Annotated in this window: 15 protein-coding genes; 9 read left to right on the plus strand and 6 right to left on the minus strand. The window is 70.9% G+C overall.

All coding sequences use genetic code 11. The annotated features are described in order from the left end of the window. Positions 1-39: 39 nt before the first annotated feature. Positions 40-1581: an alkaline phosphatase PhoX gene (locus tag NUG20_RS07845; protein ID WP_263398417.1), complete on the minus strand. Its 1542-nt coding sequence runs from the start codon at positions 1579-1581 to the stop codon at positions 40-42. Between the two features lie 205 nt (positions 1582-1786). Here NUG20_RS07845 and rlmH point away from each other — a divergent pair, with 205 nt between their 5' ends. Beyond that, positions 1787-2257 (plus strand): 23S rRNA (pseudouridine(1915)-N(3))-methyltransferase RlmH, encoded by a 471-nt coding sequence (rlmH, locus tag NUG20_RS07850; protein ID WP_263110001.1) that lies wholly within the window; start codon positions 1787-1789, stop codon positions 2255-2257. A gap of 259 nt (positions 2258-2516) precedes the next feature. On the opposite strand, the gene NUG20_RS07855 is transcribed toward rlmH, so the two are convergent. From NUG20_RS07855 to NUG20_RS07865, 3 genes are all read right to left on the minus strand, one after another. Continuing rightward, a complete protein-coding gene (locus NUG20_RS07855) occupies positions 2517-5234 on the minus strand; it encodes a TonB-dependent receptor (RefSeq protein ID WP_263397806.1) in 2718 nt (905 codons plus the stop codon). A gap of 216 nt (positions 5235-5450) precedes the next feature. Beyond that, entirely contained in the window at positions 5451-6122 is a 672-nt protein-coding gene (locus tag NUG20_RS07860; protein ID WP_263397807.1) for an energy transducer TonB, read from the minus strand. 283 nt (positions 6123-6405) lie between these two features. Then, complete coding sequence (locus tag NUG20_RS07865) at positions 6406-7143, minus strand: SIMPL domain-containing protein (protein ID WP_263397808.1); 738 nt, start codon at positions 7141-7143, stop codon at positions 6406-6408. 131 nt (positions 7144-7274) lie between these two features. On the opposite strand from NUG20_RS07865, the gene NUG20_RS07870 reads away from it, so the two are divergent. The 4 genes from NUG20_RS07870 (at position 7275) to tldD (ending at position 14886) form a co-directional block, all read left to right on the plus strand. Continuing rightward, positions 7275-7841 (plus strand): Maf family nucleotide pyrophosphatase, encoded by a 567-nt coding sequence (locus NUG20_RS07870; RefSeq protein WP_263397809.1) that lies wholly within the window; start codon positions 7275-7277, stop codon positions 7839-7841. Beyond that, positions 7841-9331, plus strand: a complete 1491-nt coding sequence (rng, locus tag NUG20_RS07875; RefSeq protein ID WP_263397810.1) for a ribonuclease G — start codon at positions 7841-7843, stop codon at positions 9329-9331. The genes NUG20_RS07870 and rng overlap by 1 nt, the downstream gene beginning before the upstream one ends. A gap of 146 nt (positions 9332-9477) precedes the next feature. Continuing rightward, on the plus strand, positions 9478-13380 hold the full coding sequence (locus NUG20_RS07880; protein WP_263397811.1) for a YhdP family protein: 3903 nt from the start codon (positions 9478-9480) through the stop codon (positions 13378-13380). A gap of 63 nt (positions 13381-13443) precedes the next feature. Continuing rightward, positions 13444-14886 (plus strand): metalloprotease TldD, encoded by a 1443-nt coding sequence (gene tldD / locus NUG20_RS07885; protein WP_263397812.1) that lies wholly within the window; start codon positions 13444-13446, stop codon positions 14884-14886. A gap of 138 nt (positions 14887-15024) precedes the next feature. On the opposite strand, the gene yjgA is transcribed toward tldD, so the two are convergent. Further along, positions 15025-15630, minus strand: coding sequence for a ribosome biogenesis factor YjgA (yjgA, locus tag NUG20_RS07890; protein WP_263397813.1), 606 nt, complete (start codon positions 15628-15630; stop codon positions 15025-15027). Positions 15631-15727: 97 nt separating this feature from the next. Between yjgA and pmbA the strand changes: the two genes are divergently transcribed. The 4 genes from pmbA (at position 15728) to NUG20_RS07910 (ending at position 20568) form a co-directional block, all read left to right on the plus strand. Continuing rightward, the gene (gene pmbA, locus NUG20_RS07895) at positions 15728-17092 is read left to right on the plus strand and encodes a metalloprotease PmbA (protein ID WP_263397814.1); all 1365 of its coding nucleotides are present in this window, start codon (positions 15728-15730) and stop codon (positions 17090-17092) included. A 264-nt stretch (positions 17093-17356) separates the two neighbouring features. After that, positions 17357-17734 (plus strand): DUF4870 domain-containing protein, encoded by a 378-nt coding sequence (locus tag NUG20_RS07900; RefSeq protein ID WP_263397815.1) that lies wholly within the window; start codon positions 17357-17359, stop codon positions 17732-17734. A 238-nt stretch (positions 17735-17972) separates the two neighbouring features. After that, the gene (locus NUG20_RS07905) at positions 17973-19394 is read left to right on the plus strand and encodes a DUF1800 domain-containing protein (RefSeq protein WP_263397816.1); all 1422 of its coding nucleotides are present in this window, start codon (positions 17973-17975) and stop codon (positions 19392-19394) included. Between the two features lie 34 nt (positions 19395-19428). After that, positions 19429-20568: a DUF1501 domain-containing protein gene (locus NUG20_RS07910; protein WP_263397817.1), complete on the plus strand. Its 1140-nt coding sequence runs from the start codon at positions 19429-19431 to the stop codon at positions 20566-20568. A gap of 172 nt (positions 20569-20740) precedes the next feature. Here NUG20_RS07910 and NUG20_RS07915 read toward each other — a convergent pair whose 3' ends face one another. Next, positions 20741-21832 carry a M35 family metalloendopeptidase gene (locus NUG20_RS07915; protein WP_263397818.1) on the minus strand — a complete coding sequence of 364 codons (1092 nt, stop codon included), beginning with the start codon at positions 21830-21832 and terminating at the stop codon, positions 20741-20743. Positions 21833-22020: the final 188 nt, after the last annotated feature.

Below are 22020 nucleotides of genomic sequence, written 5' to 3' on the forward strand. Positions count from 1 at the left end.
ATCGCGCGCGCGGCCGTCGCATCTGTGGCGCCGCGCCGCCTACAGCGGCCCGCGCTCCCAAGGCCCGGTGATCGCCACGGTGATGCCCGGGGTCTGGATGTTGACGAACAGCGTGCGCGCCAGCGGATCCCAGCATGCGCCGCAGAACTCGCTGTCGCGGTAGTCGCCCTCGGCGACGGTCTTGCCGGCATTGGCCAGCTGGGTGGAGGTCAGCGCGATGTTGTTCTTGGCCAGGTAGAACGATTCGCCGGCGCGGGTCAGGCCGATCAGCCGCGAGCCGGGGCCGTATGCATCCGGGCTTTCGCCGCCGTCCTCGCACAACACCACGCCGCCGCGCGCGCTGACGGTGACGTTGTCGGGGTTGTGCGCGGCCAGCTGGTCGCCGCTGACGAACAGCGCCTTGAGCCGCTGGCTCAGCAGGTCCAGTACCCACACCGCGCCATTGCCGCGGCCCTTGCGTCCCTGCGCGTCGGTGCCGGTGCTGGTGTCGACGATGAACATCTTGCCGTAGCTGTACCAGATGCCCTCGCCGCGGCTCATGCGCAGCGCGCCTTCGCTCCAGGCCTGCGCGAACGGCCCGCTCAGGGTCTCGCCGGCGCCGATGTCGGCGAAGCCGCTCGGCGCGACGATGCTGTCCAGGTCCGGCTCGGGGATGTCCACCCACTCCAGGTCGAAACTCTGCCCGACTGCGGCCACGGTGAGGTCGGCGTTGCGGCGACCCTTGACCCGCGCCGCCTGCAGCCGGCCGCCGTTCTCCAGCGAACCGTAGCGGCCGCGGCGGTCGTTGGGGATGAAGCGGTACAGGCCGGCCTTGTTGCGGTCGTCCTCGGTCAGATAGACGATGCCGGTGCGCGGGTCCACCGCCACCGCCTCGTGGCTGAAGCGGCCCAGGCCCTGCAGCGGACGGCCGCTGGTGCGCGCGCTATCCGGGTCCACCTCGAACACGTAGCCGTGTTTGCGGCCGCTGCTGGACACCGCATCGCTCTTGATCTCCTCGCAGCTCAGCCAGGTGCCCCACGGCGTCGGACCGCCCGCGCAGTTGACCAGGGTGCCGCCCAGGCTCGGCTCCAGGCGGTCCCAGCGGCCGTTGCGGAAGCTCAGCGTGGTGGTGCCGCCGCCGGCCGGCTGGCCGTCGCCGACGATGCCGGTGTCGTACATCGCCGGCGCCCGGATCGGTGCGGTGGCGCCGCGTTCGTGGTTGCGGATCAGCACGTATTCCATGCCGTGGCCATAAACGCGTTCGTCGCCGCGACCGCCGCCGCGCGCGCGGCGCACCGCCACCACCGCCATGCCGTCGTGGCGATCGGGGCAGGGCTGGCCATCGTCCATGCGGTCGCCGCTCCAGGCGAAGGAGCGATAGCGGAAGCCGCGCGGCAGCTGCAGCAGTGGCAGCCCGGTGCTGTCGTCGGCGACGGGGGCGAGCGGGCCGTAGCGGCTCGGTACCGGCGACAGCTGCGCCGCGGCGGTGGCGGCGTGCGCCTGGCGCGACTGCAGCGCGCCCAGGCTGCCGATGGCGCCCATCGCCATCACGGCGGCGCTGCTCTTGAGGACGTGTCGGCGGGCGGGGTCGAAGACATGCATCATGCGGCTCCTGCTGGCTGAGGTGGCCCCGACCCTAGGCAGGCCGGCTAACGCGTGTATGACATCGCGGTAGACAAATCCCGGCGCGGCTTCGCGCGGGAAGCCGGTGCCGTCATCGCTGGTTTTCCGGTTGAGCGAGGCCAAACACTGGCAGCCGCCTATGCGTGCGCCGCGCCGCCATCGGCACGGCGGCTATCATGTGCCGATGAAATGCCGACTCATCGCCACCGGCGAACGCGCGCCCGCCTGGGTCGCGCAGGGCTTCGCCGAATACCGCAAGCGCCTGTCGCACTGGCTGCCGCTGGAACTGGTCGAGATCGAGCCCGGGCTGCGCGGCAAGGGCCGCGATGCGCAGCGCGCGATCGAGGACGAAGGCCGCCGCGTGCTGGCGGCGCTGCCGAAGAACGCGCTGGTGGTGGCGCTGGACGTGCCCGGCAAGGCGCACAGTTCCGAGCAGCTGGCGCAGCGCATGGAACACTGGCGCGGGCAGGGGCGCGACCTGGCGCTGCTGATCGGCGGCCCCGAAGGCCATTCGCCCGAGGTGCTGGCCGTGGCCAGCGAATCCTGGTCGCTGGGGCCGTTGACCCTGCCGCACATGCTGGTGCGCCTGGTGGTGGCCGAGCAGCTGTACCGCGCCGCGGCGATGTTGGCCAACCATCCCTACCATCGCGCCTGATCGCGGATCGCTGGCGCAATACCTCGCTCGATCGAGCGCAGGATCCCAATGGAGAAGGTCCGCTGCTGCCGGTTTGTCGGCAGTGCGATCGTTTGCCTGGCCGATCAGCGCGGCTGCGGACGCGCATGGCGCTGATCGCTGCGACGTCGTAAGCCGTAGCGCCGACATCGCAACCGCAGGCCATGCCTCCGCCATCGACGCGCACAAAAAAAGCCCGGGCTTGCGCCCGGGCTTCTCGTGTACAGCGTAACGCGTTCGATCAGTTGAACGTGTACTTGGCGCCCACCGTGAAGTAGCGGCCGACCGCGCCGCTGAAGTGCAGCGGGTTGTAGTTGACGCCGCCGTAGGTGGCCGGATCCAGCGGAGCGATCCGGTCGAACACGTTCTGCACCGATGCGTTCAGTTCGAACGCGTCGGTCACGTTCCAGCGGCCCGACATGTCGAAGGTGGTGAACGAGGCGATCTTCTCGACCGGGCTGCCGTCCGCGTAGAACGCCAGGTAGTCGCCGCCGCGACGGTCCTTGTTCTCGATGCTGTCGATGTAGTTGACCACGCCGCTGACGCTCCAGTTGCCCTGCTTCCAGGTGGTGCCGAAGTTGATGCGGTCCTGCGGGGTGCCGATGCAGTTGGTCACGTCGCAGTTGCCGTGGGTGCCGACGTAGTCGACCGTGGTGTCGCCTTCGGTCCGCTCGAACTTGAGCAGGTGGCTCCACTGCAGGTCCATTTCCAGCTGGCCCGGGCCGATCTCGAAGGTCTGGCGGACGTCGGCATCGACACCGCGCACACGCGAGGAGTTGGCGTTCACGTACGCGGTGTTGACCGCCAGGATGGTGCCGCTGTTGGCCACGCCGCCGATGTTGTTGCTGTCGCGCAGCACGTTGCCGGAGGCGATCGCGTCGGCGGTGCTGCCCTGGGCGATCTCGTTGGTGCGCTTGATCTGCCACGCATCCACGGTCAGCGAGGTGCTGGCGGTCGGCTGCAGCACGAAGCCCACCGAGTAGCTCTTGGACTCTTCCGGCTCCAGCGCCGAGTTCGGACGGGTGATGATCGCCACCGAACGCGCGGTGCACTCGTTGGCCGGATCGATGGCGCAACGCACCGGATCGCGCGCGTTGGAGAACGCGGCCAGGCCGCCGTCGCCGTTCTCGGCCGGGTTCGGCGCGCGGAAACCTTCGGCGTAGCTGGCGCGCAGGGCGATCCAGTCGGTCGGGGTCCACTTCACGCCCAGCTTCGGCGTTGCCTTGCTGTCGCCGCTCTCGTACTTGTCGTAACGCACCGCCGCCGACAGTTCCAGCTGCTCCAGCACCGGCGCCGACAGCTCGGCGTAGGCGGCGTAGACGTTCTGGGTGCCGTCATAGGCCGAGTAGCCCAGGCCGATGATGTCGCCGATGTCGGTGAAGGTCTGCGGGGTCAGGCTGTTGCTGGTCTTGCGCCATTCGGTACCCAGCGCCAGGCCCAGCGGGCCGCCCTGCAGGTCGGCCAGGCTGCGCGACACGGTGAAGTCGAACATGTCCAGGCTGGACTTGGCGGTCGCGCTGATGGTCGGCGAGATGAAGTCGTACAGCGCCTGCGAGTTCAGGCTGGCGTTGTCGCCGATGCGCCAGGTGCCGGCCGGGCAGGCCGGGTTGCCCAGCACGCAGCGCACGGCGCTGTAGCGCAGGAAGCCGGTGCGCTTGTTGATCAGGTCGGTCCCCGAATGCAGGTAGGCGGTGTCGTAGCTCCACTCGCCCCAGTTGCCCTTGACCCCGACCAGGAAGCGGTTGAACTCGTTGGTGTTGTCGGTCACGCGCGGGCCCACGTCCCAGGCGCTGTAGCGCACGCGCGCGGCGGTGGGCAGCGGGTTGTCCGGATGGCCGGCGTAGAGCGTGGTGGCACCGGCGCCGCTGTTGGCGTTGACCGGGCCGCCGGGATAGCCCCAGCCGCCGGACACGCCGGACGGGGTGTTGGAGAACACGGTCTCCTTCTTCGAGTAGCCGATCTCGGTGTAGATCTCGCCGCCCTCGCCGAAGGCGAAGCTGGCGCGGGCGAACACGTTGACGTACTTCTCTTCCGGGCTCAGGTCGCGGTACTGCTGCGCCGGATCCCACAGGCAGCCCTGGGCCTGCGCGGTGGCATCGGTCTGGCCGGGGATGGTGGTCAGGCCGGCGCAGCCGGGCAGGGCGACCAGGTGGGCGGTGCTGTCGAACACCGAGCCGTTCGGGCCCACGCCGCCGGCAGTGCCGCCGCTGAGGTAGGCGCCGCCGAGGAACTGGGCGTCGGCGGCGTCGTAGCCGTAGCGGCGGATGTCGCCGGTGCCGATCCACTTGCGGTCCTTGCGGTCGCTGATCTTGATCGCGTCGGACTTGCCCACGTCCAGGCTGAAGAAGGCGTTCCAGCCGTCGTTGGCGAGGTTGCCGGTACCGGCGGTCAGGGTGGCCTTGCGGGCATTGCCGTCGCTGTCGCCGGACATGCCGTAGGAGCCGCGCAGGATCGCGCCTTCGAAGTCGCTGCGCAGGATGATGTTGACCACGCCGGCGATCGCGTCGGAGCCGTAGATGGCCGAGGCGCCGTCCTTCAGGATGTCGATCCGCTCGACCGCGTCCAGCGGGATGGTGCTCAGGTCGGTGAAGACCTTCTGGCCGTCGTCGGCCAGGCCGTAGGTCGCCATGCGGCGCCCGTTCAACAGCACCAGGGTGGAGCCGGCGCCCAGGCCGCGCAGCGAGATGCCGGCGCCGCCGCCGGCGAAGCCGTTGCCGAAGCTCTTGGGAATCGAGCCGGCGCCGTCGGAGGTCAGGGTCTGCAGGTACTCGGCGACCGTGGACTTGCCGGTGCGGTCGATTTCCTGGCGGGTGACCACCTGCACCGGAGACGGGGTCTCGGTGTTGGTACGGGGAATGTTGGAGCCGGTGACGGTGATGCGGTCGAGGTTGGTCGCCGCCTCCTGCGCGAATGCGGCGGGGACGGCGGCAGCGGTGGCGAGGACGCCAGCGACGGACACGCAAAGGATATGGCGGCGGGTTGCACGCCGTTGGTTCAGGGTGTTCACAGTCTCTCTCCTAACTGGAAGCGCAAGTTTTGATTTCTAATTTTGCTAAAAGCGCCGGCTTATGAAGGCCGGCTGGCTCCCATCTAGGTGTATTTATCGTGAATGAATTGTGAATTTTGAATTAAAAGGCCCCGGCGAGCGCTTCCGCCGCCGGGGCCGCGCCTACGTTCAACGGCCCAGTGAAAAATCCACCGGCACCAGCCCGTAAGCCTGAACCGGGGTTCCTTGCTGCAATGCAGCATGGAATTTCCAGCGCTTCAGCACCTGCTCGCGCGCGGCCTGGTCGAGGATCCGGTGGCCGCTGCTCTTGGCGATGCTGACCTCCAGCGGTTGGCCGTCGACGCCGACCAGCACGCGTAGCAGCACGCTGCCCTGCAGGCCGGCACGCAAGGCGTCGCGCGGGTAGGGCGGGGCCGGCGCGCGCAGGTACTGCAACTGCATGCCGGCCAGCGGTGCACTGGACGGTCCGGGCGGCACGCTGGGTTCGGCCAGCGCAGGCGCCGGATCGGCGGTCGCCGCCAGCACCGGTGCCGGGCTCGCATCGACCAACGGCGCCTGCACCGGCAGCGGGGTCGGCACCGCGGTCGGCACCCGCGGCTGGGTCATGGGCCGCTTCTCGGGCTGCAGCGTGGGCTTCGGCGGCGCCGGGGTGATCGGCACCACCATCGGCTGCTGCCAGCGCGGTTCCGCCTTGGTCTGTTCCTGTGGCGGCGTCACGTGCGAGAGCGGGATCAACAGCAGCAGCAAGGCGAGCAGGTGCAGGCCGATCGCGGCGCTGAGCGCCAGGATCCGGGACAGGTCGATGCCGAACGAGGGAGCGGGGAGTTGCGTGCGAACCATGATCCACCTCCATGATGATGTGCGTCTTGTGGACTTGCGGTACGACCAAACGCGCCAGCGCGGCGGACGGGGTCAAGGCGGCATCCGTCCGCGTCTCCGACATTGAGCCTGTTGCCCTCGATTTGGCAAGCGCCACCTCAGGGCAGCGCCGTGCGGGAGGTGCTGCCCTGCCGTGGCGGCCGCTCAGTGCCCGCATCGTGCGGGGCCGATGCCCGACGTTCGTGGTGCAGAAACGACGACGGCGCCCGCAGGCGCCGTCGTCGGAACACATGGACGGCAGGGGTTACTTGCCCAGTTCGAACACCACGTCCAGGTTGACCGACACGCTGCTCTCGCCGGTCGCCACCGGGGTGCTGTCCATCTCCGCCTTCATCGCCATCGCGCGCATCATCGGCATCGGCCGCACGCCGCCGCCACCGCCTTCGGAGATGCTGACGATGCGGCGCACGCGCAGGCCCAGCGACTTGGCGTAGGTCTGCGCGCGGGCCTGCGCCTTCTTCAGCGCATCGACCCGGGCCTGGTCGTACAGCGGCTCCGGATCGTCGATCTCGAAGGTGGGGCCATTGATCTGGTTGGCGCCCTGCGCGGCCAGCGCGTCGAGCACCTTGCCCAGCTTGGCGATGTCGCGCACCTTGAGGTTGACCGAATTGCTGGCCTGGTAGCCGATGACCTGCGGCGCCTGGTTCTCGGCGTACTTGTATTGCGGGCTGAGGCTGATGCCGCTGGTCTGCACGTCCTTGTCGGCGATGCCGGCGGCGCGGACCGCGGCCAGCACCTTGGTCATCTGTTCTGCGTTCTGGCGCATCGCCGCGGCGCTGTCGGTGGCCTGGGTGACCACGCCGGCCGACAGCGTGGCCACGTCCGGCGCGTGCCTGGCCTCGGCCTGGGCGGCGATGGTGAGCATGGTGCCGTCGGCGGGCACGGCATAGGCCGGCGCGGCGGGTTGGGCATGGGCGGTCATCGTGCCTCCTAGGGCGAGGGTCAGGGCCAGCAGCAGCGGACGGACGGACAGTGGACGCATCGGTGTTCTCCTTGAAGATGGGGCGAGGGTGTTGCCGCGACAATGAACGCGTCGTGATGCGTGCCGGGGTCGCGTGCATGGTGCCGGAATTAGCGATCGTTCAGTCAGGCGTGCCGGGTTATCCTTCCGCCATGCTGTATCTCGCTTCCCGTTCCCCCCGCAGAAACGAACTGCTGACGCGCCTGGGCGTACCGTTCCGGATCCTCGATCTGGAGGTGCCGGAAGTGCGCGCGGCCGGCGAACCGGCGCAGGCCTACGTGCGCCGGGTGGCGCTGGACAAGGCGCGCGCCGGCATGGCGCAGCTCGGCGCCGCGGCGGATGCGCTGGTGCTCGGCGCCGACACCGAGGTGGTGCTGGACGATCGCGTGTTCGGCAAGCCGGCCGACGCCGACGACGCGGCGGCGATGCTCGCTGCGCTGTCCGGGCGCACGCACCAGGCGATGACCGCGGTGGCGTTGGTCGGCGCGGCGCGCGAGGAGGTGCTGCTGGTGCCGACCGCGGTCAGTTTCGCGGTCCTGTCGGCGCAGGACATCGCCGACTACGTGGCCAGCGGCGAACCGATGGGGCGCGCCGGCGCCTACGCGATCCAGGGCGGCGCCGAGCGCTTCGTCAGCCGTCTGGACGGCAGCTATTCCGGGGTGATGGGCCTGCCTCTGCACCAAACTTCCCACCTGCTGCGCGCCTTCGGAGTGCTTTGATGTCGCAAGAGATCCTGGTCAACGTCACACCACGCGAGACCCGGGTGGCCGTCATCGAGAACGGCATGCTGCAGGAACTGCACATCGAACGCGGTTGGCGCCGCGGGGTGGTGGGCAACATCTACAAGGGCCGGGTGCAGCGGGTGATGCCGGGCATGCAGGCCGCGTTCGTCGAGGTCGGGCTGGAGCGCGCGGCGTTCCTGCACGCCAACGACGTGGTGCGGCCGGCGCCGGTGGCCCACGGCGACACCGACGAGGCGCCGCCGTTGCCGGTGGCGTCTGGCGCGCCGATCGTGGAGCTGCTGCGCGACGGCCAGGACATCGTGGTGCAGGTGGTCAAGGACCCGATCGGCAGCAAGGGTGCGCGGCTGACCACGCAGATCAGCATCCCTTCGCGCTACCTGGTGCTGTTGCCGCAGTCGCGGGTGATCGGGGTGTCGGCGCGGATCGAGGACGAGGCCGAGCGGCTGCGCCTGAAGACCCTGGTCGCCGACCTGGCCGCCAGCCATGGCGGCTTCGGCTACATCATCCGCACCAACGCCGAGGGCCAGCCGGCCGAAGCGCTGGCCGAGGACATCGCCTACCTGTCGCGGGTCTGGAACGTGGTTGAACGGCGCGGCCGCGAAGGCGCGCCGGCCAGCATCATCTACGAGGACCTGAGCCTGCCGCTGCGCGCGGTGCGCGACCTGATCCGCAAGGACGTGGAGAAGGTCAAGGTCGATTCGCACGAGACCTTCGAGCGCCTGCAGGCGTTCGTCGCCAAGTACATGCCGGTGCTGGCCGAGCGCCTGGAGCTGTACACCGGCGACCGCCCGATCTTCGACCTGTACGGCGTGGAGGACGAGATCGCGCGCGCGCTGGACAAGCAGGTGCCGCTGAAGTCCGGCGGCTACCTGGTCATCGACCAGACCGAGGCGATGACCACCATCGACGTCAACACCGGCTCGTTCCTGGGCCAGCGCAACCTCGAGGAAACGGTGTTCCGCACCAACCTGGAAGCAGCGCAGGCGGTGGCGCGGCAGCTGCGGCTGCGCAACCTGGGCGGCATCATCATCATCGACTTCATCGACATGGACGATGCCGAGCATCGCCGCCAGGTACTGCGCACGCTGGAGAAGGCGCTGTCGCGCGACCACGCCAAGACCACGGTGTACGAGTTCTCGCCGCTGGGGCTGGTGGAGATGACCCGCAAGCGCACCGTCGAGAGCCTGGAGCGGCAGCTGTCCGAGCCGTGCCCGGAATGCAGCGGACGCGGCTCGATCAAGACCGCCGAGACCGTCACCTACGAGATCTTCCGCGAGATCACCCGCGCGGTGCGCCAGTTCGACGCGGCGCGGCTACTGGTGATCGCCTCGACCAAGGTGGTGGCGCGGATCACCGACGAGGAATCCTCGGCGGTGGCCGAGCTGGAGGAATTCCTCGGCAAGAGCATCCGTTTCCAGGCCGACGAGCAATACCTGCAGGAGCAGTTCGACGTGGTGTTGTTGTGAGGCAGGGACCGGGGACCGGGGACCGGGGACCGGGGGGCGCAACTGCTGCTTCAAGTTTCCTAGGCATCGTGTGCTCTTGGTTTACGCCACCACCATGGCCGCTGCTTTCCCCGGGTCCCCGGTCCCCGGTCCCCGGTCCCGTCTGAATGCCCACCCCCCTGCGCCGCCGCCTGCGCCTGGCCCGCCGTTTCGCGTTCTACGCGGTGGCGATCGGGTTGGTGTGCGTGGCGTTGCTGGTGGGGGCGCTGAGCCAGGCGTTGCCGTTCGTGGAGCGGCACCCGCAGCGGATCCAGGCCTGGCTCAGCGAGCGTGCCGGGCGGCCGATCCAGTTCGACCGGGTCGAGACCGCCTGGACCCGGCGCGGGCCGCTGCTGCGCCTGGACGGCCTGCGCATCGGCGCCGGCGACGGGGTGCGCATCGGCCAGGCCGAGGTGCTGGTGTCGATGTACGCCGGCCTGCTGCCGGGCCGTTCCTTCACCGAACTGCGCCTGCGCGGGCTGGCGCTTACCCTGCTGCGCGGCGCCGACGGCACCTGGTCGGTGCAGGGTCTGCCGACCGCGCCGGCCGGCGATCCGCTGGACGCGCTGCAGGGCCTGGGCGAATTGCAGGTCATCGACGGCCGCCTGGCGGTGCATGCGCCGGACCTGGGCCTGGATGCGCAGTTGCCGAAGATCGACCTGCGCCTGCGCGTGGACGGCGACCGCCTGCGCGTCGGCGCGCAGGGCTGGATCGACCTGAAGCAGGCGCCGCTGACCGCGGTGCTGGACATGGACCGCCGGCGCGGCACCGGCCAAGCCTACGTGGCCGCGCGCGCGGCCGAACTGGGCGGTTGGTCGGGCTTGCTGCACGCCGCCGGGGTTCGCGTCGAAGGCGGCGCCGGCGCGGTGCAGGGCTGGGCGCAGCTGCAGCGACACCGGATCGTCGGGGTCAGCGTCGAGGCCACGCTGCGCGACCTGCGCCTGAGCGGCGCGGCGCTGGCCGCCGGCGGCGCGCGGCCGCAGACCGCGTTCACCACGCTGCGCGCCACCGCGCGCTGGCGGCAGATCGACGGCGGCTGGCGGCTGGATGCGCCGCGGCTGCAGATCGGCCAGGCCGGGCTGCCGACACAGCGCCTGGATGGGTTGACCGTGGCCGGCGGGCGACGCTTCGCGCTGCTCGGCGAGCACATGGATGCGGCGCCGCTGCTGGCGGTGGCCGCGCTCAGCGACGGCCTGGCGCCCAACCTGCGCGCCTGGTTACACGCGGCGCGGCCGCGGCTGCAACTGACCCAGGTGGCGCTGACCGGCAGCGCCGGCGGGCCGCTGTATGGGCAAGGCCGCCTGACCGAGCTGGCGTTCGCGCCGGTCGGGCAGTCGCCCGGGGTGAGCGGCCTGCGCGGTCGCTTCGATGGCGACGCGCAGGGCGGGGAGCTGGTGCTGGACGCCGCCAGCCCGGTGCGCTTCGACTGGCCCAGCGGCTTCGGCGTAGTCCACGAGGTGCGGCTGGCCGGGCGCATCGTGGCCTTCCGCGACGGCACAGATCTGCGCGTGGCGACCCCGGCGCTGCGCGTGCAGGGCAGCGATTACGGCGCCGATTTTCGCGGCGGGGTGCGGTTCCAGGCCGACGGTTCGCGGCCGTGGATCGACCTGGCCGCCGACCTGCAGGACGCGCCGGTGACGGCGGCGAAGAAGTTCTGGGTGCATTCGAAGATGAGCAAGGCGGCCACCGACTGGCTGGACGCCGCGCTGCAGGGCGGGCGCCTGCGCGGCGGCCGTGCGCTGGTCTCCGGCGATCTGGACCAGTGGCCGTTCGTCGACCACAACGGTCGCTTCGAGGCCACCGCGCGGCTGGACGACGCCAGGATCCGCTTCCAGCGCGAATGGCCGGCGGTGGAGAAGGTGGACGCCGAGGTCGCCTTCATCGGCAACGGCTTCGAGGTGCATGGCCGCGGCGAGATGGGCGGGGTGCCGGTGGACCGGCTGTCGGCGGTGCTGCCGGACTACAAGCAAGGCCAGCTCAGCGTACTGGCCAGCAGCCGCGCCGAGACCGGTAAGCTGCTGGCGATGCTGCGGCAGAGCCCGCTGCGCCGTCGCTACGGCGAGACCCTGGACGCGCTCAGCGCGTCCGGTCCGGCCGACGTCAGCTTCGACCTGCTGCAGCCGTTGCGCCGCGACGTGGGCGGCCATCACCTGCGCGGCAAGGTCGAACTGCTCGGTGCGCACATCGCCGACCGCCGCTGGGACGTGGCCTTCGACGACATGCGCGGCAGCGCCGACTACCGCGACACCGGCTTCGAGGCGCCGCAGCTGGCGGTGCTGCACGAGGGCCATGCCGGCGAACTGGCGCTGCGCGCCGGCGATGGCGTGCTCGATCCGCAACAGGCGTTCGAGGCGGCGCTGAGCGCCTCGGTGGATGCGGACGAACTGCTCGACCGGGCGCCGGAAATGGCCTGGCTCAAGCCCTACGTGCAGGGCCGCTCGCGCTGGAACATCGGCGTGGGCCTGCCCAAGACCGCCGATGGCGGGGTGCAGCCGCCGACCCGTTTGCAACTGCATTCGGACCTGGTCGGCACCCAGCTGCTGTTGCCGGCGCCGATGGACAAGGGCGTGGCGGCGCCGCTGGCGACCTCGGTCAACGTGCCGCTGCCGGTCGGCACCGGGCGCATCGAGGTGGCCTTCGGCAAGCTGATGTCGCTGGTCGCGCGCAGCCAGAACGGCAAGACCGGGGTTAAGGTGGTGATGGGCAGCGACCACGTGGTCGGCGACCCGCCCGGCGACGGCCTGACCGTGAGCGGGCGCACCGCCTCGCTGAACGCGATCGACTGGATCGGCCTGGTCAGCGGCCCGGATCCGGACGCGTCGGCCACGCCGGGCGCCGCCGAGCCGATGCCGCTGCGCCAGATCGACGTGCTCGCCGACCATCTGCTGCTGCTCGGCGGCGTGTTCGACAACACCCGCCTGCGCCTGCAGCCGCAGGCCGACACGGTGGCGGTGCAGCTGGACGGGCCGGCGCTGGCCGGCGAACTCAGCGTGCCGAGCAAGCCGGCCGGCGTGCTCGGCGGCCGCCTGGCGCGGGTGCATTGGCGCGCGGCGCCAACCGCGGCGGCGGCCTCTGCTCCGGCTGCGGCCGCGACTCCTGCGGCCAGCGTCACGCCAGACCCGGCGACACCCGCAGCGGCCGCGGCCGCCGTGCGGCCGCTGACCAGCACGCTCGACCCGGTCTCGATCCCGGCGCTGGCGCTGGACGTGGACGACCTGCGCTTCGGTGCGATGCAGCTCGGCGCGGCCTCGCTGCGCACCCGCAAGCTGATCGACGGCATGCGCGTGGACCAGCTGCACCTGCGCTCGGACAAGCAGAAGATCGACATCAGCGGCGACTGGCGCGGCAAGGGCGCCACCGCGCGCACCCAGCTCATCGCCAGCGTGGACAGCCAGGACCTGGGCGCGCTGATGCAGAGCCTGGATTTCGGCGGCCAGCTGCGCGGCGGCGAAGGCACGCTGGGCCTGCGCGCCGCCTGGCCGGGCGATCCGGCCGGGTTCCAGCTGGCGACCCTGCAGGGCCAGCTCGACGTGGCCGCGCGCAACGGCCAGCTGCTGGAACTGAACCCCGGCGCGGGACGCGTGCTCGGCCTGCTCAGCGTGGCGCAGCTACCGCGCCGGCTGATGTTCGATTTCCGCGACTTCTTCTCCAAGGGCTTCGCCTTCAACCGCATCGACGGCCAGGTACAGTTCGGCGACGGCGTGGCGCGCAGCGAGTCGATGCTGATCGACGGCCCCGCCGCGGAAATCAAGGTGCGTGGGCAGGCCGACCTGCGCGCGCAGCAGTTCGACCAGACCATCGACGTCAATCCCAAGGCCGGCAACCTGCTGACCGTGGTCGGCGCGGTCGCCGGCGGCCCGGTCGGCGCGGCGGTCGGCGCCGCCGCCAACGCGGTGCTGGGCAAGCCGCTGGGCGCGATCGGCGCGCGCACCTACCGGGTCACCGGCCCGTGGAAGGATCCGAAAGTGGAAGTGATCGAGCGCGATGCCTCGCGCCCGCCGGCGCCGCCGGCCGCCTCCGGCAGTCCCTGAATCGGCGCGTGTCCCGCGCCGCCCGCGCTTGCGCTGAGCGCCCCCGTCCCCCATGTTGAGCCCATGACCGAAAACGCCCTCAGCCTCGCCGAAACCCGTTTGTTGCTTCCCGCCGGCCTCGACGCCACCAGCCTGGAGCGCGCCTTCGGCACGCTGCTCGGCCCCGGCATCGACTTCGGCGACCTGTATTTCCAGCATTCGCGGCGCGAGAGCTGGAGCGTGGAGGACAGCATCGTCAAGGACGGCGCCCATTCCATCGAGCAGGGCGTGGGCGTGCGCGCGATCTCCGGTGAGAAGACCGGCTTCGCCTATTCCGACGACATCCACCGCGACGCGCTGCTGGCCGCGGCGCAGTCGGCGCGGGCGATTTCCCGCGACGGCGGCGCGCAGCCGGCGCAGTCGCTGCTGCGCGGCAACGGGCGCGCGCTGTACCCGGCGCTGGACCCGGTGGACGGCATGGGCAACGACCTCAAGGTCGAGATGCTGCGGCGCCTGGACCAGTTCCTGCGCGCCGCCGACCCGCGCGTGCAGCAGGTGATGGTCGGCCTGTCCGGCGGCGTGGACACGGTGCTGGTGGCGCGCAGCGACGGCGTGCTCGCCGCCGACGTGCGCCCACTGGTGCGGCTGAACGTGCAGGTGATCGTCGAGCAGAACGGGCGCCGCGAGTCCGGCTACTCCGGCGGCGGCGGCCGCTACGGCTACGAGGTGCTGTTCGCCGATGGCCGGCCCGAAGCCTTCGCCAAGGAAGCGCTGCGCCAGGCGCTGGTGAACCTGGAGGCGGTGCCGGCGCCGGCCGGGGTGATGCCGGTGGTGCTGGGTTCCGGCTGGCCCGGCGTGCTGCTGCACGAGGCGGTCGGGCACGGCCTGGAAGGCGATTTCGCGCGCAAGGGCACCAGCGTCTATGCCGGCCGCATCGGCCAGCGCGTGGCCTCGCCGGGCGTGACCATCGTCGACGACGGCACCCTCGCAGGCCGCCGCGGCTCGCTCAACGTCGACGACGAGGGCACGCCGAGCAACTGCACCACGCTGATCGAGGACGGTGTGCTGGTGGGCTACATGCAGGATTCGCTGAACGCGCGGCTGATGGGCGTGGCGCCGACCGGCAACGGCCGCCGCGAATCGTTCGCGCACCTGCCGATGCCGCGCATGACCAACACCTACATGCTGGCCGGCCAGCACGATCCGCAGGAAATGATCCGCTCGGTGAAGAAGGGCCTGTACGCGGTCAATTTCGGCGGCGGCCAGGTCGACATCACCAGCGGCAAGTACGTGTTCTCGGCGACCGAGGCCTATCTGATCGAGGACGGCAAGGTCACCGCGCCGGTGAAGGGCGCCACGCTGATCGGCAACGGCCCGGAGACGATGCAGAAGGTGCGCATGATCGGCCACGACCTGGCGCTGGACGAAGGCGTGGGCGTGTGCGGCAAGGACGGGCAGAGCGTGCCGGTCGGCGTCGGCCAGCCATCGCTGCTGATCGATGGGCTGACCGTGGGCGGAACGGCGTAGGAGCCGGGAGTGGGGATTCGGGATTCGGGATTCGGTAAAGCCGCGCGCGGTCGCTGTGGCGATGCCGATGCGCTTGGTCGGCGTCGCCGCCCAGCGTGCCGAGGCGGTCGCGGGTGCGCGACCGTGCGCCGCCGCGGCTCAGTCGCGCGCGTCGTCCTCGGTGTCGATATCGTCGTCTTCGGCGTCCGCTTCTCCGAGTTCCGAGTCCCCGGTCCCGAGTCCCGAGTCTCCCAGCACCAGTTCGCGCAACTCCCGGAACAACTCCCGATAGGCATGCGGCGGCTTGTTCTTCAGCCGCTCTTCCTTGGCGTTGCGGATCAGCTGGCGCAGGCGCTGGCGGTCGGCCTCGGGGTATTCGGCGAGCAGCTCGGACAGCGCGCTGTCGCCGTCGGCCAGCAGCCGCGCACGCCAGTCCTCGACCCGGTGGATCGCCGCCACTTCGCGGCGCGCGCCGTCGCTGTTGGCATCCATCGCCTCGCGGATCGCGTCCAGGGTGGCGTCGTCCTCGCGGCGCATCTGCTTGGCCAGGAACGCCAGCTGCCGCTTGTGCGCGATGTGCGAGGTGATGCGCTTGCTTTCCTCGATATGCGGGATCAGCGACTCGGGCACCGGCAGCTTGGCCAGCTGCGCCGGGGTCAGCGCCACCAGCTTCTCGCCCAGGGTCAGCACTTCCAGCGCCGCGCGGCGCTGCTGGCTGCGGCTGTCGCCGCGGAATTCACCGGTGTCTTCGTCGCGTCCGCGCATGGTCGTACTACTCGATCAGTCTGAAACATCAAATTAGAAAGTCCGGCCATGGATGGCCGGGCTCTTGCGAAGGGACTCGCATAACAAGGATAAAGCATTGAACGCGATCACCTCCGAACTGCGCCGCGACGACAGCCTGGAACGCCTGGAGCGGCTGTCCGACACCGCCGAGCGCCTGCTGGCGCGGGCGCGCGAACTGGGCGCCAGCCAGGCCGAGGTCAGCTGCAGCGAAGACCGCGGGCTGGACGTCAACGTGCGCCTGGGCGCGGTGGAAACGGTCGAGGCCACCCGCGACCGCGGGATCGGCGTCACCGTCTACTTCGGCCAGCGCAAGGGCAGCGCCAGCACCGCCGACCTGCACGAGTCCAGCCTCGAGGCGACCGTCGCCCAGGCTTGCGCGATCGCCCGCTACACCGAGGACGACGTCGCCGCCGGGTTGGCCGACGCGACGCTGATGGCGCGCGAACTGCCCGAGCTGGACCGCTGGCATCCGTGGGCGCTGGAGGCCGAGGAGGCGATCGAGCTGGCCCTGGCCTGCGAGGCCGCCGGCCGCGACGCCGACCCGCGCGTGGCCAACTCCGACGGCGCCTCGGCCGGCAGCAGCGAGAGCCTGTCGGTGTACGCCAACTCGCACGGCTTCATCGGCCGCGAGCGCAGCACCCACCATTCGATCGGCTGCGCGCTGATCGCCGGCCACGGCGACGGCATGCAGCGCGACGGCTGGTACAGCAGCGCGCTGGCGCGCGAGGATCTCGAGCAGCCGGCGGCGATCGGCCGCCGCGCCGCCGAGCGCACCGTGGCACGGTTGCAGCCGCGCTCGCTGCCGACCGGCGAACTGCCGGTGCTGTTCGCGCCGGAGATGGCGCGTTCGCTGGTCGGGCACCTGCTCGGCGCGGTGTCCGGCGGTGCGCTGTACCGCCGCGCCAGCTTCCTGCTCGACAGCGTCGGCACCCGCCTGTTCCCGGACTGGTTCGCGATCGACGAACTGCCGCATCTGCGCCGCGGGCTGCGCTCGGCCGCCTTCGACGCGGAGGGCGTGGCCACCCGCGCCGCGCCGCTGGTCGCCGACGGAGTGCTGCAGCGCTACGTGCTGGGCAGCTATTCGGCGCGCAAGCTGGGCCTGCAGACCACCGCCAACGCCGGCGGCGTGCACAACCTGCAGGTCGCCGCCAACGCGGACGACCTGGCCACGATCGCGGCGGGTATCCCGCGCGGCCTGCTGGTCACCGAACTGATGGGCAACGGCGTCAACCCGGTCACCGGCGACTATTCGCGCGGCGCCGGCGGCTTCTGGATCGAGAACGGCGCCATCGCCTACCCGGTGGACGAGGTGACCATTGCCGGCAACCTGCGCGAGATGTTCCAGCGCATCGAGGCGGTCGGCCGCGACATCGACGTGCGCTCGCACGTACACATCGGCGCGGTGCTGGTCGGCAAGATGACGGTGGCCGGCAACTCCTGACCCCGCGCGCGGCGCCGCCATCCAGTCCGGATCGGCAACCGTGGCGCGGCGGCGGGGGGGCTGCGGGCAGAGCAGGGAGCATGGGTCGGTGCAGCGCAGAACGGTCGGTTCCGGCGGGCGCGGGCCGTCCCTGGCCATGGCGGCGCGTCCACGCCAGCGCCGATCCGCGCCGCGACGGCTTGACAGGCTTGCGCAGGCCGCCGAGAGTGGCGCGCCAGGCGCCTTGGCCTTGCCCACTCACCACCATAGGAAGGGAAAATACCGATGAGCGAATTCGACAATGTGACCGCCCCGCCGCCGCCGCCGGCCGCCGCTGGCCCGCAGGAAGACCGCACGGTCGCACTGATCACCCATCTGTCGGGCATCATCGCCGGCTTCATCGTGCCGCTGATCATCTGGCTCATCAACAAGGACAACCCGGCCAAGTCGTTCCTCAACGACCAGGCCAAGGAAGCCCTGAACTTCCAGATCACCGTCGCCATCGGCTACGTGATCTGCGTGGTGCTCAGCATCATCGTGATCGGCGGGCTGCTGATGCCGGTGGTGTGGGTGGTGAACCTGGTGTTCTGCATCCTGGCCGGGATCAAGGCCAACGAAGGCGTGGCCTACCGCTACCCGTTCGCGCTGCGCCTGATCAAGTAAGCGCGGCACCGCTTCGCAAAAAAAAGCCCGGCGTTCGCCGGGCTTTTTTTATGGCGTCTGCAACTGCGCCGAGGGTTCCAGGCCGAGTCCAGGCGTGGCCGCGACGACGGCGGCCACGAAGTCCATCACCGCACGCACCGGTAAAGGCCGTGCATGGCGTTGCGGCAGATGTGTCGCGGCAGGTCAACCTGGCCTGGCGTCGCGCGTTTGCATTGACGACACCGACCGGGAGCGCCGCATGATCCGTCGCGAAACCCTGAGCGCCGCGAACCGCTTCGGCCTGGGCGCACGCCCCGGCGAACTGGCGGCCATCGACGATCCGCGCGGGTGGCTGATCGCGCAGTTGCGCCCGCTGCCTGCCGCCGTCCCGGCGATGCGGGACCTGCCCGACAGCCTGGAGTACCTGCGTCGCGAAGCCGCCTACCAGCGCGAGCGGCGTCTGGCGCGGAGGCAGGCGCCAGCCGATGCCAAGCCCGCGCAGCAAGCCGCGCGCGGCCTGTACCGGCAGGCGCAGGCGCAGGAACTGGCGGCGCGTTACGCCGTCGCGGTGGCCAGCGCGGACGGCTTCGCCGAGCGCCTGGTGCATTTCTGGTCCAACCATTTCGCGGTGTCGGTCGACAAGCGCGCGGCCGCGCTGTACGCCGCGCCGATGGAACGCGAGGCAATCCGCCCGCACTGCATGGGCCGCTTCGCCGACCTGTTGCTGGCGGTGGAGCGGCATCCGGCGATGCTGCGCTACCTGGACAACGCCAACTCGATCGGTCCCGACTCGGTGCTGGCGCAGCGCGCGCAGCGCCGTGCGGCGCGGCAGGGCCTGGAGGCGCCGCCGCGCCGTCCCGGCCTCAACGAGAACCTGGCGCGCGAGATCCTGGAATTGCACACGCTGGGCGTGGACGGCGGCTACACCCAGGCCGACGTCACCGAACTGGCGCGCGCGATCACCGGCTGGGGCGTGCCGGCGCCGCGCGATTTCGAGCAAGGCGTACCCGAGCGCGCCTTCGTGTTCCGCGCGGCGGCGCATGCCGCCGGCAGCCGCCAACTGCTGGGCCGGCGCTACGCCGAAAGCGGGCTGGAACAGGGCGAGGCGATCCTGGCCGCACTGGCCCGGCACCCGGCCACCGCACGCCACGTGTCGCTGAAGCTGGCGCGGCATTTCGTCCGCGACGATCCGCCGCCGGCGCTGGTGCAGCGCATGGCCGACGCCTGGCTGCGCAGCGACGGCCACTTGCCCAGTGTGTACCGCGCGCTGATCGACAGCGCGCAGGCGTGGAGCGCGGATGCGCGCAAGTTCAAGCAGCCGCAGGATTTCGTGCTGTCGGCGCTGCGCGCCGGCGGCGAATGGCCGCAGGCGCCGGCGCAGCAGAAGCAGGTGCTCGCATTGCTGGCGCGGATGGGGCAACCGCCGTTCACGCCGCGCTCGCCGGCCGGCTATGCCGACGCGGCTGCCGAGTGGAGCGGGCCGGATGCATTGTGGAAACGGGTGCAGGCGGCCGAGGCGCTGGCCGGCCTCGCACCGCCGACCGATCCGCTGGCCCTGGCCAGCAGCGTGTTCGCCACCAGTCTTGACCAGGACACCACCGGTGCCCTGCGCCGCGCCGAATCGCCGCGCGACGGCGTGGCCTTGCTGCTGGCCAGCCCGGCCTTCCAATGGCGCGCCTGAGCGGCGCGTCGCAACCGATCGCGGAGAACGCCCGATGCAGCTGACACGCCGCCGTTTCCTCGCCGCCAGCGGTGCGGCCACGTTGTTGAGCCTGTGGTCCGGTCCCGGCCCGGCCGCGCCGGTCGCGGACACCCGGCTGCTGGTGGTGTTGCTGCGCGGCGCGCTGGACGGCCTGCATGCGCTGGTGCCGCAGGGCGATGCCGACTACGCGCGGCTGCGCGGCGCGCTGGCGCCGCAGCAGACCTTGGCCCTGGACGGCAGCTTCGCGCTGCATCCGGCACTGGGCTTCGCCCACGAGCTGTATGCGCGCAAGCAGTGGCTGCCGGTGGTGGCGGTGGCGCCGCCGTATCGCGACCGCTCGCATTTCGAAGCGCAGGACTGCCTGGAGAACGGCACCGCGCGGCCCAGCGGCGCCTCCAGCGGCTGGCTCAACCGCTGTGCGGCGGCGCTGCACGGGGCCGAGGCGCTGTCGGTGAGCGCGGTGACGCCGCTGATCATGCGCGGCCCGGGCGCGGTCAGCAGCTGGTCGCCGCCATTGCCGAGCGCGGTCAATCCGATCCTGCTGCAGCGATTGCAGCCGCTGTACGCCGCCGATGCGCAGCTGGCCGACGGCTTCGCGCGCGCAGTGCGCGGGCAGGGCATGCAGGTGGACAGCGTCAAGGGCGGGCAGCTGCCGCAGGCGATGCGCGCCGCCGCCAGCTTCATGGCCACGGCCGATGGCCCACGCCTTGGCTTCGTCGAGGATTCGGGCTGGGACACGCACGGCAACCAGGCCGCGGTGCTGCAGCGCAAGCTGGGCGAGCTCGATGCCGGATTGCGCGCGTTCCATGACGGCGCCGGCGCGAGCTGGCAGCGCAGCGTGGTCGCGGTGGTGACCGAGTTCGGCCGCACCGCGGCGGTCAACGGGACCGGCGGCACCGATCACGGCACCGGCGGCGTCGCGTTCCTGGCCGGCGGCGCGGTGCGCGGCGGGCGCATTGCCGGCGACTGGCCGGGGCTGTCGCCGCGCGCGTTGAACGAAGGCCGCGATCTGCGCGCCACGGCCGACTTGCGCGGCCTGTTCAAGCATCTGCTGGGCGCGCACCTGGGCGTGTCCGAAGCGGCGCTGGAAACGCAGGTGTTTCCCGGCAGCGCGGCGGTGCGGGCGATGGATGGGCTGGTGGCGTCGCGCTGAGAGGCATGCCGATGGTGGACGCTACGGCTTCCAACCCGTTGTTGCATGCACGACCACCATGGCCGCCGCTCGGAGTCCAACGCGGCGGCCATTACCTCGTGCTGCGCTACGACACCGGTGCCGGCATGGCCTGCCGGCACCGTTCGCGTGTGTACTGCGTACGCGGCTAGGCTCAGTTCTGCGCCGGCGTGTTCTCTGCGAAATACTCGTGGCTGTCGGCGTTCTTCACCGCGCGCGCCGGATTGCTGGTGGCCAGGTTGCGCGCCGCGCTCTGGCCGTAGGCGTAGTCCTGGGTGCCGGCGACCACGGTGAAATGGCTCATTTCGTGGATCAGCGTGCCGGCCTTGGAGTCGGTGCCGGTCAGCGGCGCGCTCCAGAACGCGTTGCACACGTAGATCTGGTACGGCTGGTTGGCATAGACATAGGCATAGGCGCTGTCGCTGCAGCCGCAGTTGATGGTGACCTGGCCGTTGTTCTGGTCGATCGCTGCATCGATGTTGACGAAGTTGGAGGTGGCGGTGCTGTAGCGGCTGGCGTTGTAGGCGCCGAACCAGGAGGTGTAGCGCGCGCCGGTGCTGCCGCCGTTGAGATAGGTCTTGGCGTTCTGCGAGTAGGTGCGCGCCGAGTTGACCGCGCTGCCGATGGTGCTGATCTGGCTGCTGCTGCACGAGGCGTAGTTGATGCCGTTGACCACCGCCTGCGGGCCGGCCATTAGGTCGTTGCGCGTCGCGCGGCCGCGGCCGTCCAGCCTCAGCGTCAGCGGCGCGCTGGAGACCGTCTGCGGCTGGCCGTCGGCGCGCAGCATCTTGTTGCCGTCGGAGAACGAGGCGTACTGCAGCGAGGCGTTGAGATGGATGCTGTAGTTGCCGCTGCGCGACAGGTCGTAGGCGCTGCCCAGGTCGATCTGCGCATGCCGCGCTTCGCCCGGCTGCAGGATCACGAAGTCCTCCGCGCGCGGTGCGGCGCGCTTGACCAGGCGCCCGACGTAGTCGACCGCGCTGCCGTCGCGCACCACCTCGAACAGGCTGGCGTCGAGTTCGCCCAGCGGCAATTCCCACCTAGGCACGCGCGCGATGCGCTCGCCGGTATTGCGCACGGTGACCGCGAGTTGGCCGCGGTGCTGGCCGTCGGCGTCGGCGACCGGCGCCAGTTCGACCTGCAACGGCGTGGCGTTGCGCGACAGCTGCGATTGCGCGGTGGCCGCCGAGATGCTGCCGACCAGGCTGAAGCCGATTGCCGCCGAGATCAGGGATGCGCGTTTCATGCAGGCTCTCTCCATTCGGAAAAGGGGGCGCCCATGCGAGGGCGTATGCAAACTAGCCCGGCATGCCACGGGCAAGCGGCATTTGCGCGTTTGTCTGCGATTTCGTCCAGCGAAGCGGGCGGCGAATCCCACAATGCGCGTGCGCGCATGCGCTGCCGGCATCGATCCGCCGCCGCGAATCCGGCGGG

The sequence above is a fragment of the Xanthomonas sp. CFBP 8443 genome, from assembly GCF_025666195.1.
Classification (GTDB): Bacteria; Pseudomonadota; Gammaproteobacteria; order Xanthomonadales; family Xanthomonadaceae; genus Xanthomonas_A.

Bases quoted from the DNA above. Each gene is read 5' to 3' on its own strand.
- NUG20_RS07845 (WP_263398417.1), bottom strand. From the start codon at position 1,581: ATGCATGTCTTCGACCCCGCCCGCCGACACGTCCTCAAGAGCAGCGCC.
- rlmH (WP_263110001.1), top strand. From the start codon at position 1,787: ATGAAATGCCGACTCATCGCCACCGGCGAACGCGCGCCCGCCTGGGTC.
- NUG20_RS07860 (WP_263397807.1), bottom strand. From the start codon at position 6,122: ATGGTTCGCACGCAACTCCCCGCTCCCTCGTTCGGCATCGACCTGTCC.
- NUG20_RS07865 (WP_263397808.1), bottom strand. From the start codon at position 7,143: ATGCGTCCACTGTCCGTCCGTCCGCTGCTGCTGGCCCTGACCCTCGCC.
- NUG20_RS07870 (WP_263397809.1), top strand. From the start codon at position 7,275: ATGCTGTATCTCGCTTCCCGTTCCCCCCGCAGAAACGAACTGCTGACG.
- rng (WP_263397810.1), top strand. From the start codon at position 7,841: ATGTCGCAAGAGATCCTGGTCAACGTCACACCACGCGAGACCCGGGTG.
- NUG20_RS07880 (WP_263397811.1), top strand. From the start codon at position 9,478: ATGCCCACCCCCCTGCGCCGCCGCCTGCGCCTGGCCCGCCGTTTCGCG.
- tldD (WP_263397812.1), top strand. From the start codon at position 13,444: ATGACCGAAAACGCCCTCAGCCTCGCCGAAACCCGTTTGTTGCTTCCC.
- yjgA (WP_263397813.1), bottom strand. From the start codon at position 15,630: ATGCGCGGACGCGACGAAGACACCGGTGAATTCCGCGGCGACAGCCGC.
- NUG20_RS07900 (WP_263397815.1), top strand. From the start codon at position 17,357: ATGAGCGAATTCGACAATGTGACCGCCCCGCCGCCGCCGCCGGCCGCC.
- NUG20_RS07905 (WP_263397816.1), top strand. From the start codon at position 17,973: ATGATCCGTCGCGAAACCCTGAGCGCCGCGAACCGCTTCGGCCTGGGC.
- NUG20_RS07910 (WP_263397817.1), top strand. From the start codon at position 19,429: ATGCAGCTGACACGCCGCCGTTTCCTCGCCGCCAGCGGTGCGGCCACG.
- NUG20_RS07915 (WP_263397818.1), bottom strand. From the start codon at position 21,832: ATGAAACGCGCATCCCTGATCTCGGCGGCAATCGGCTTCAGCCTGGTC.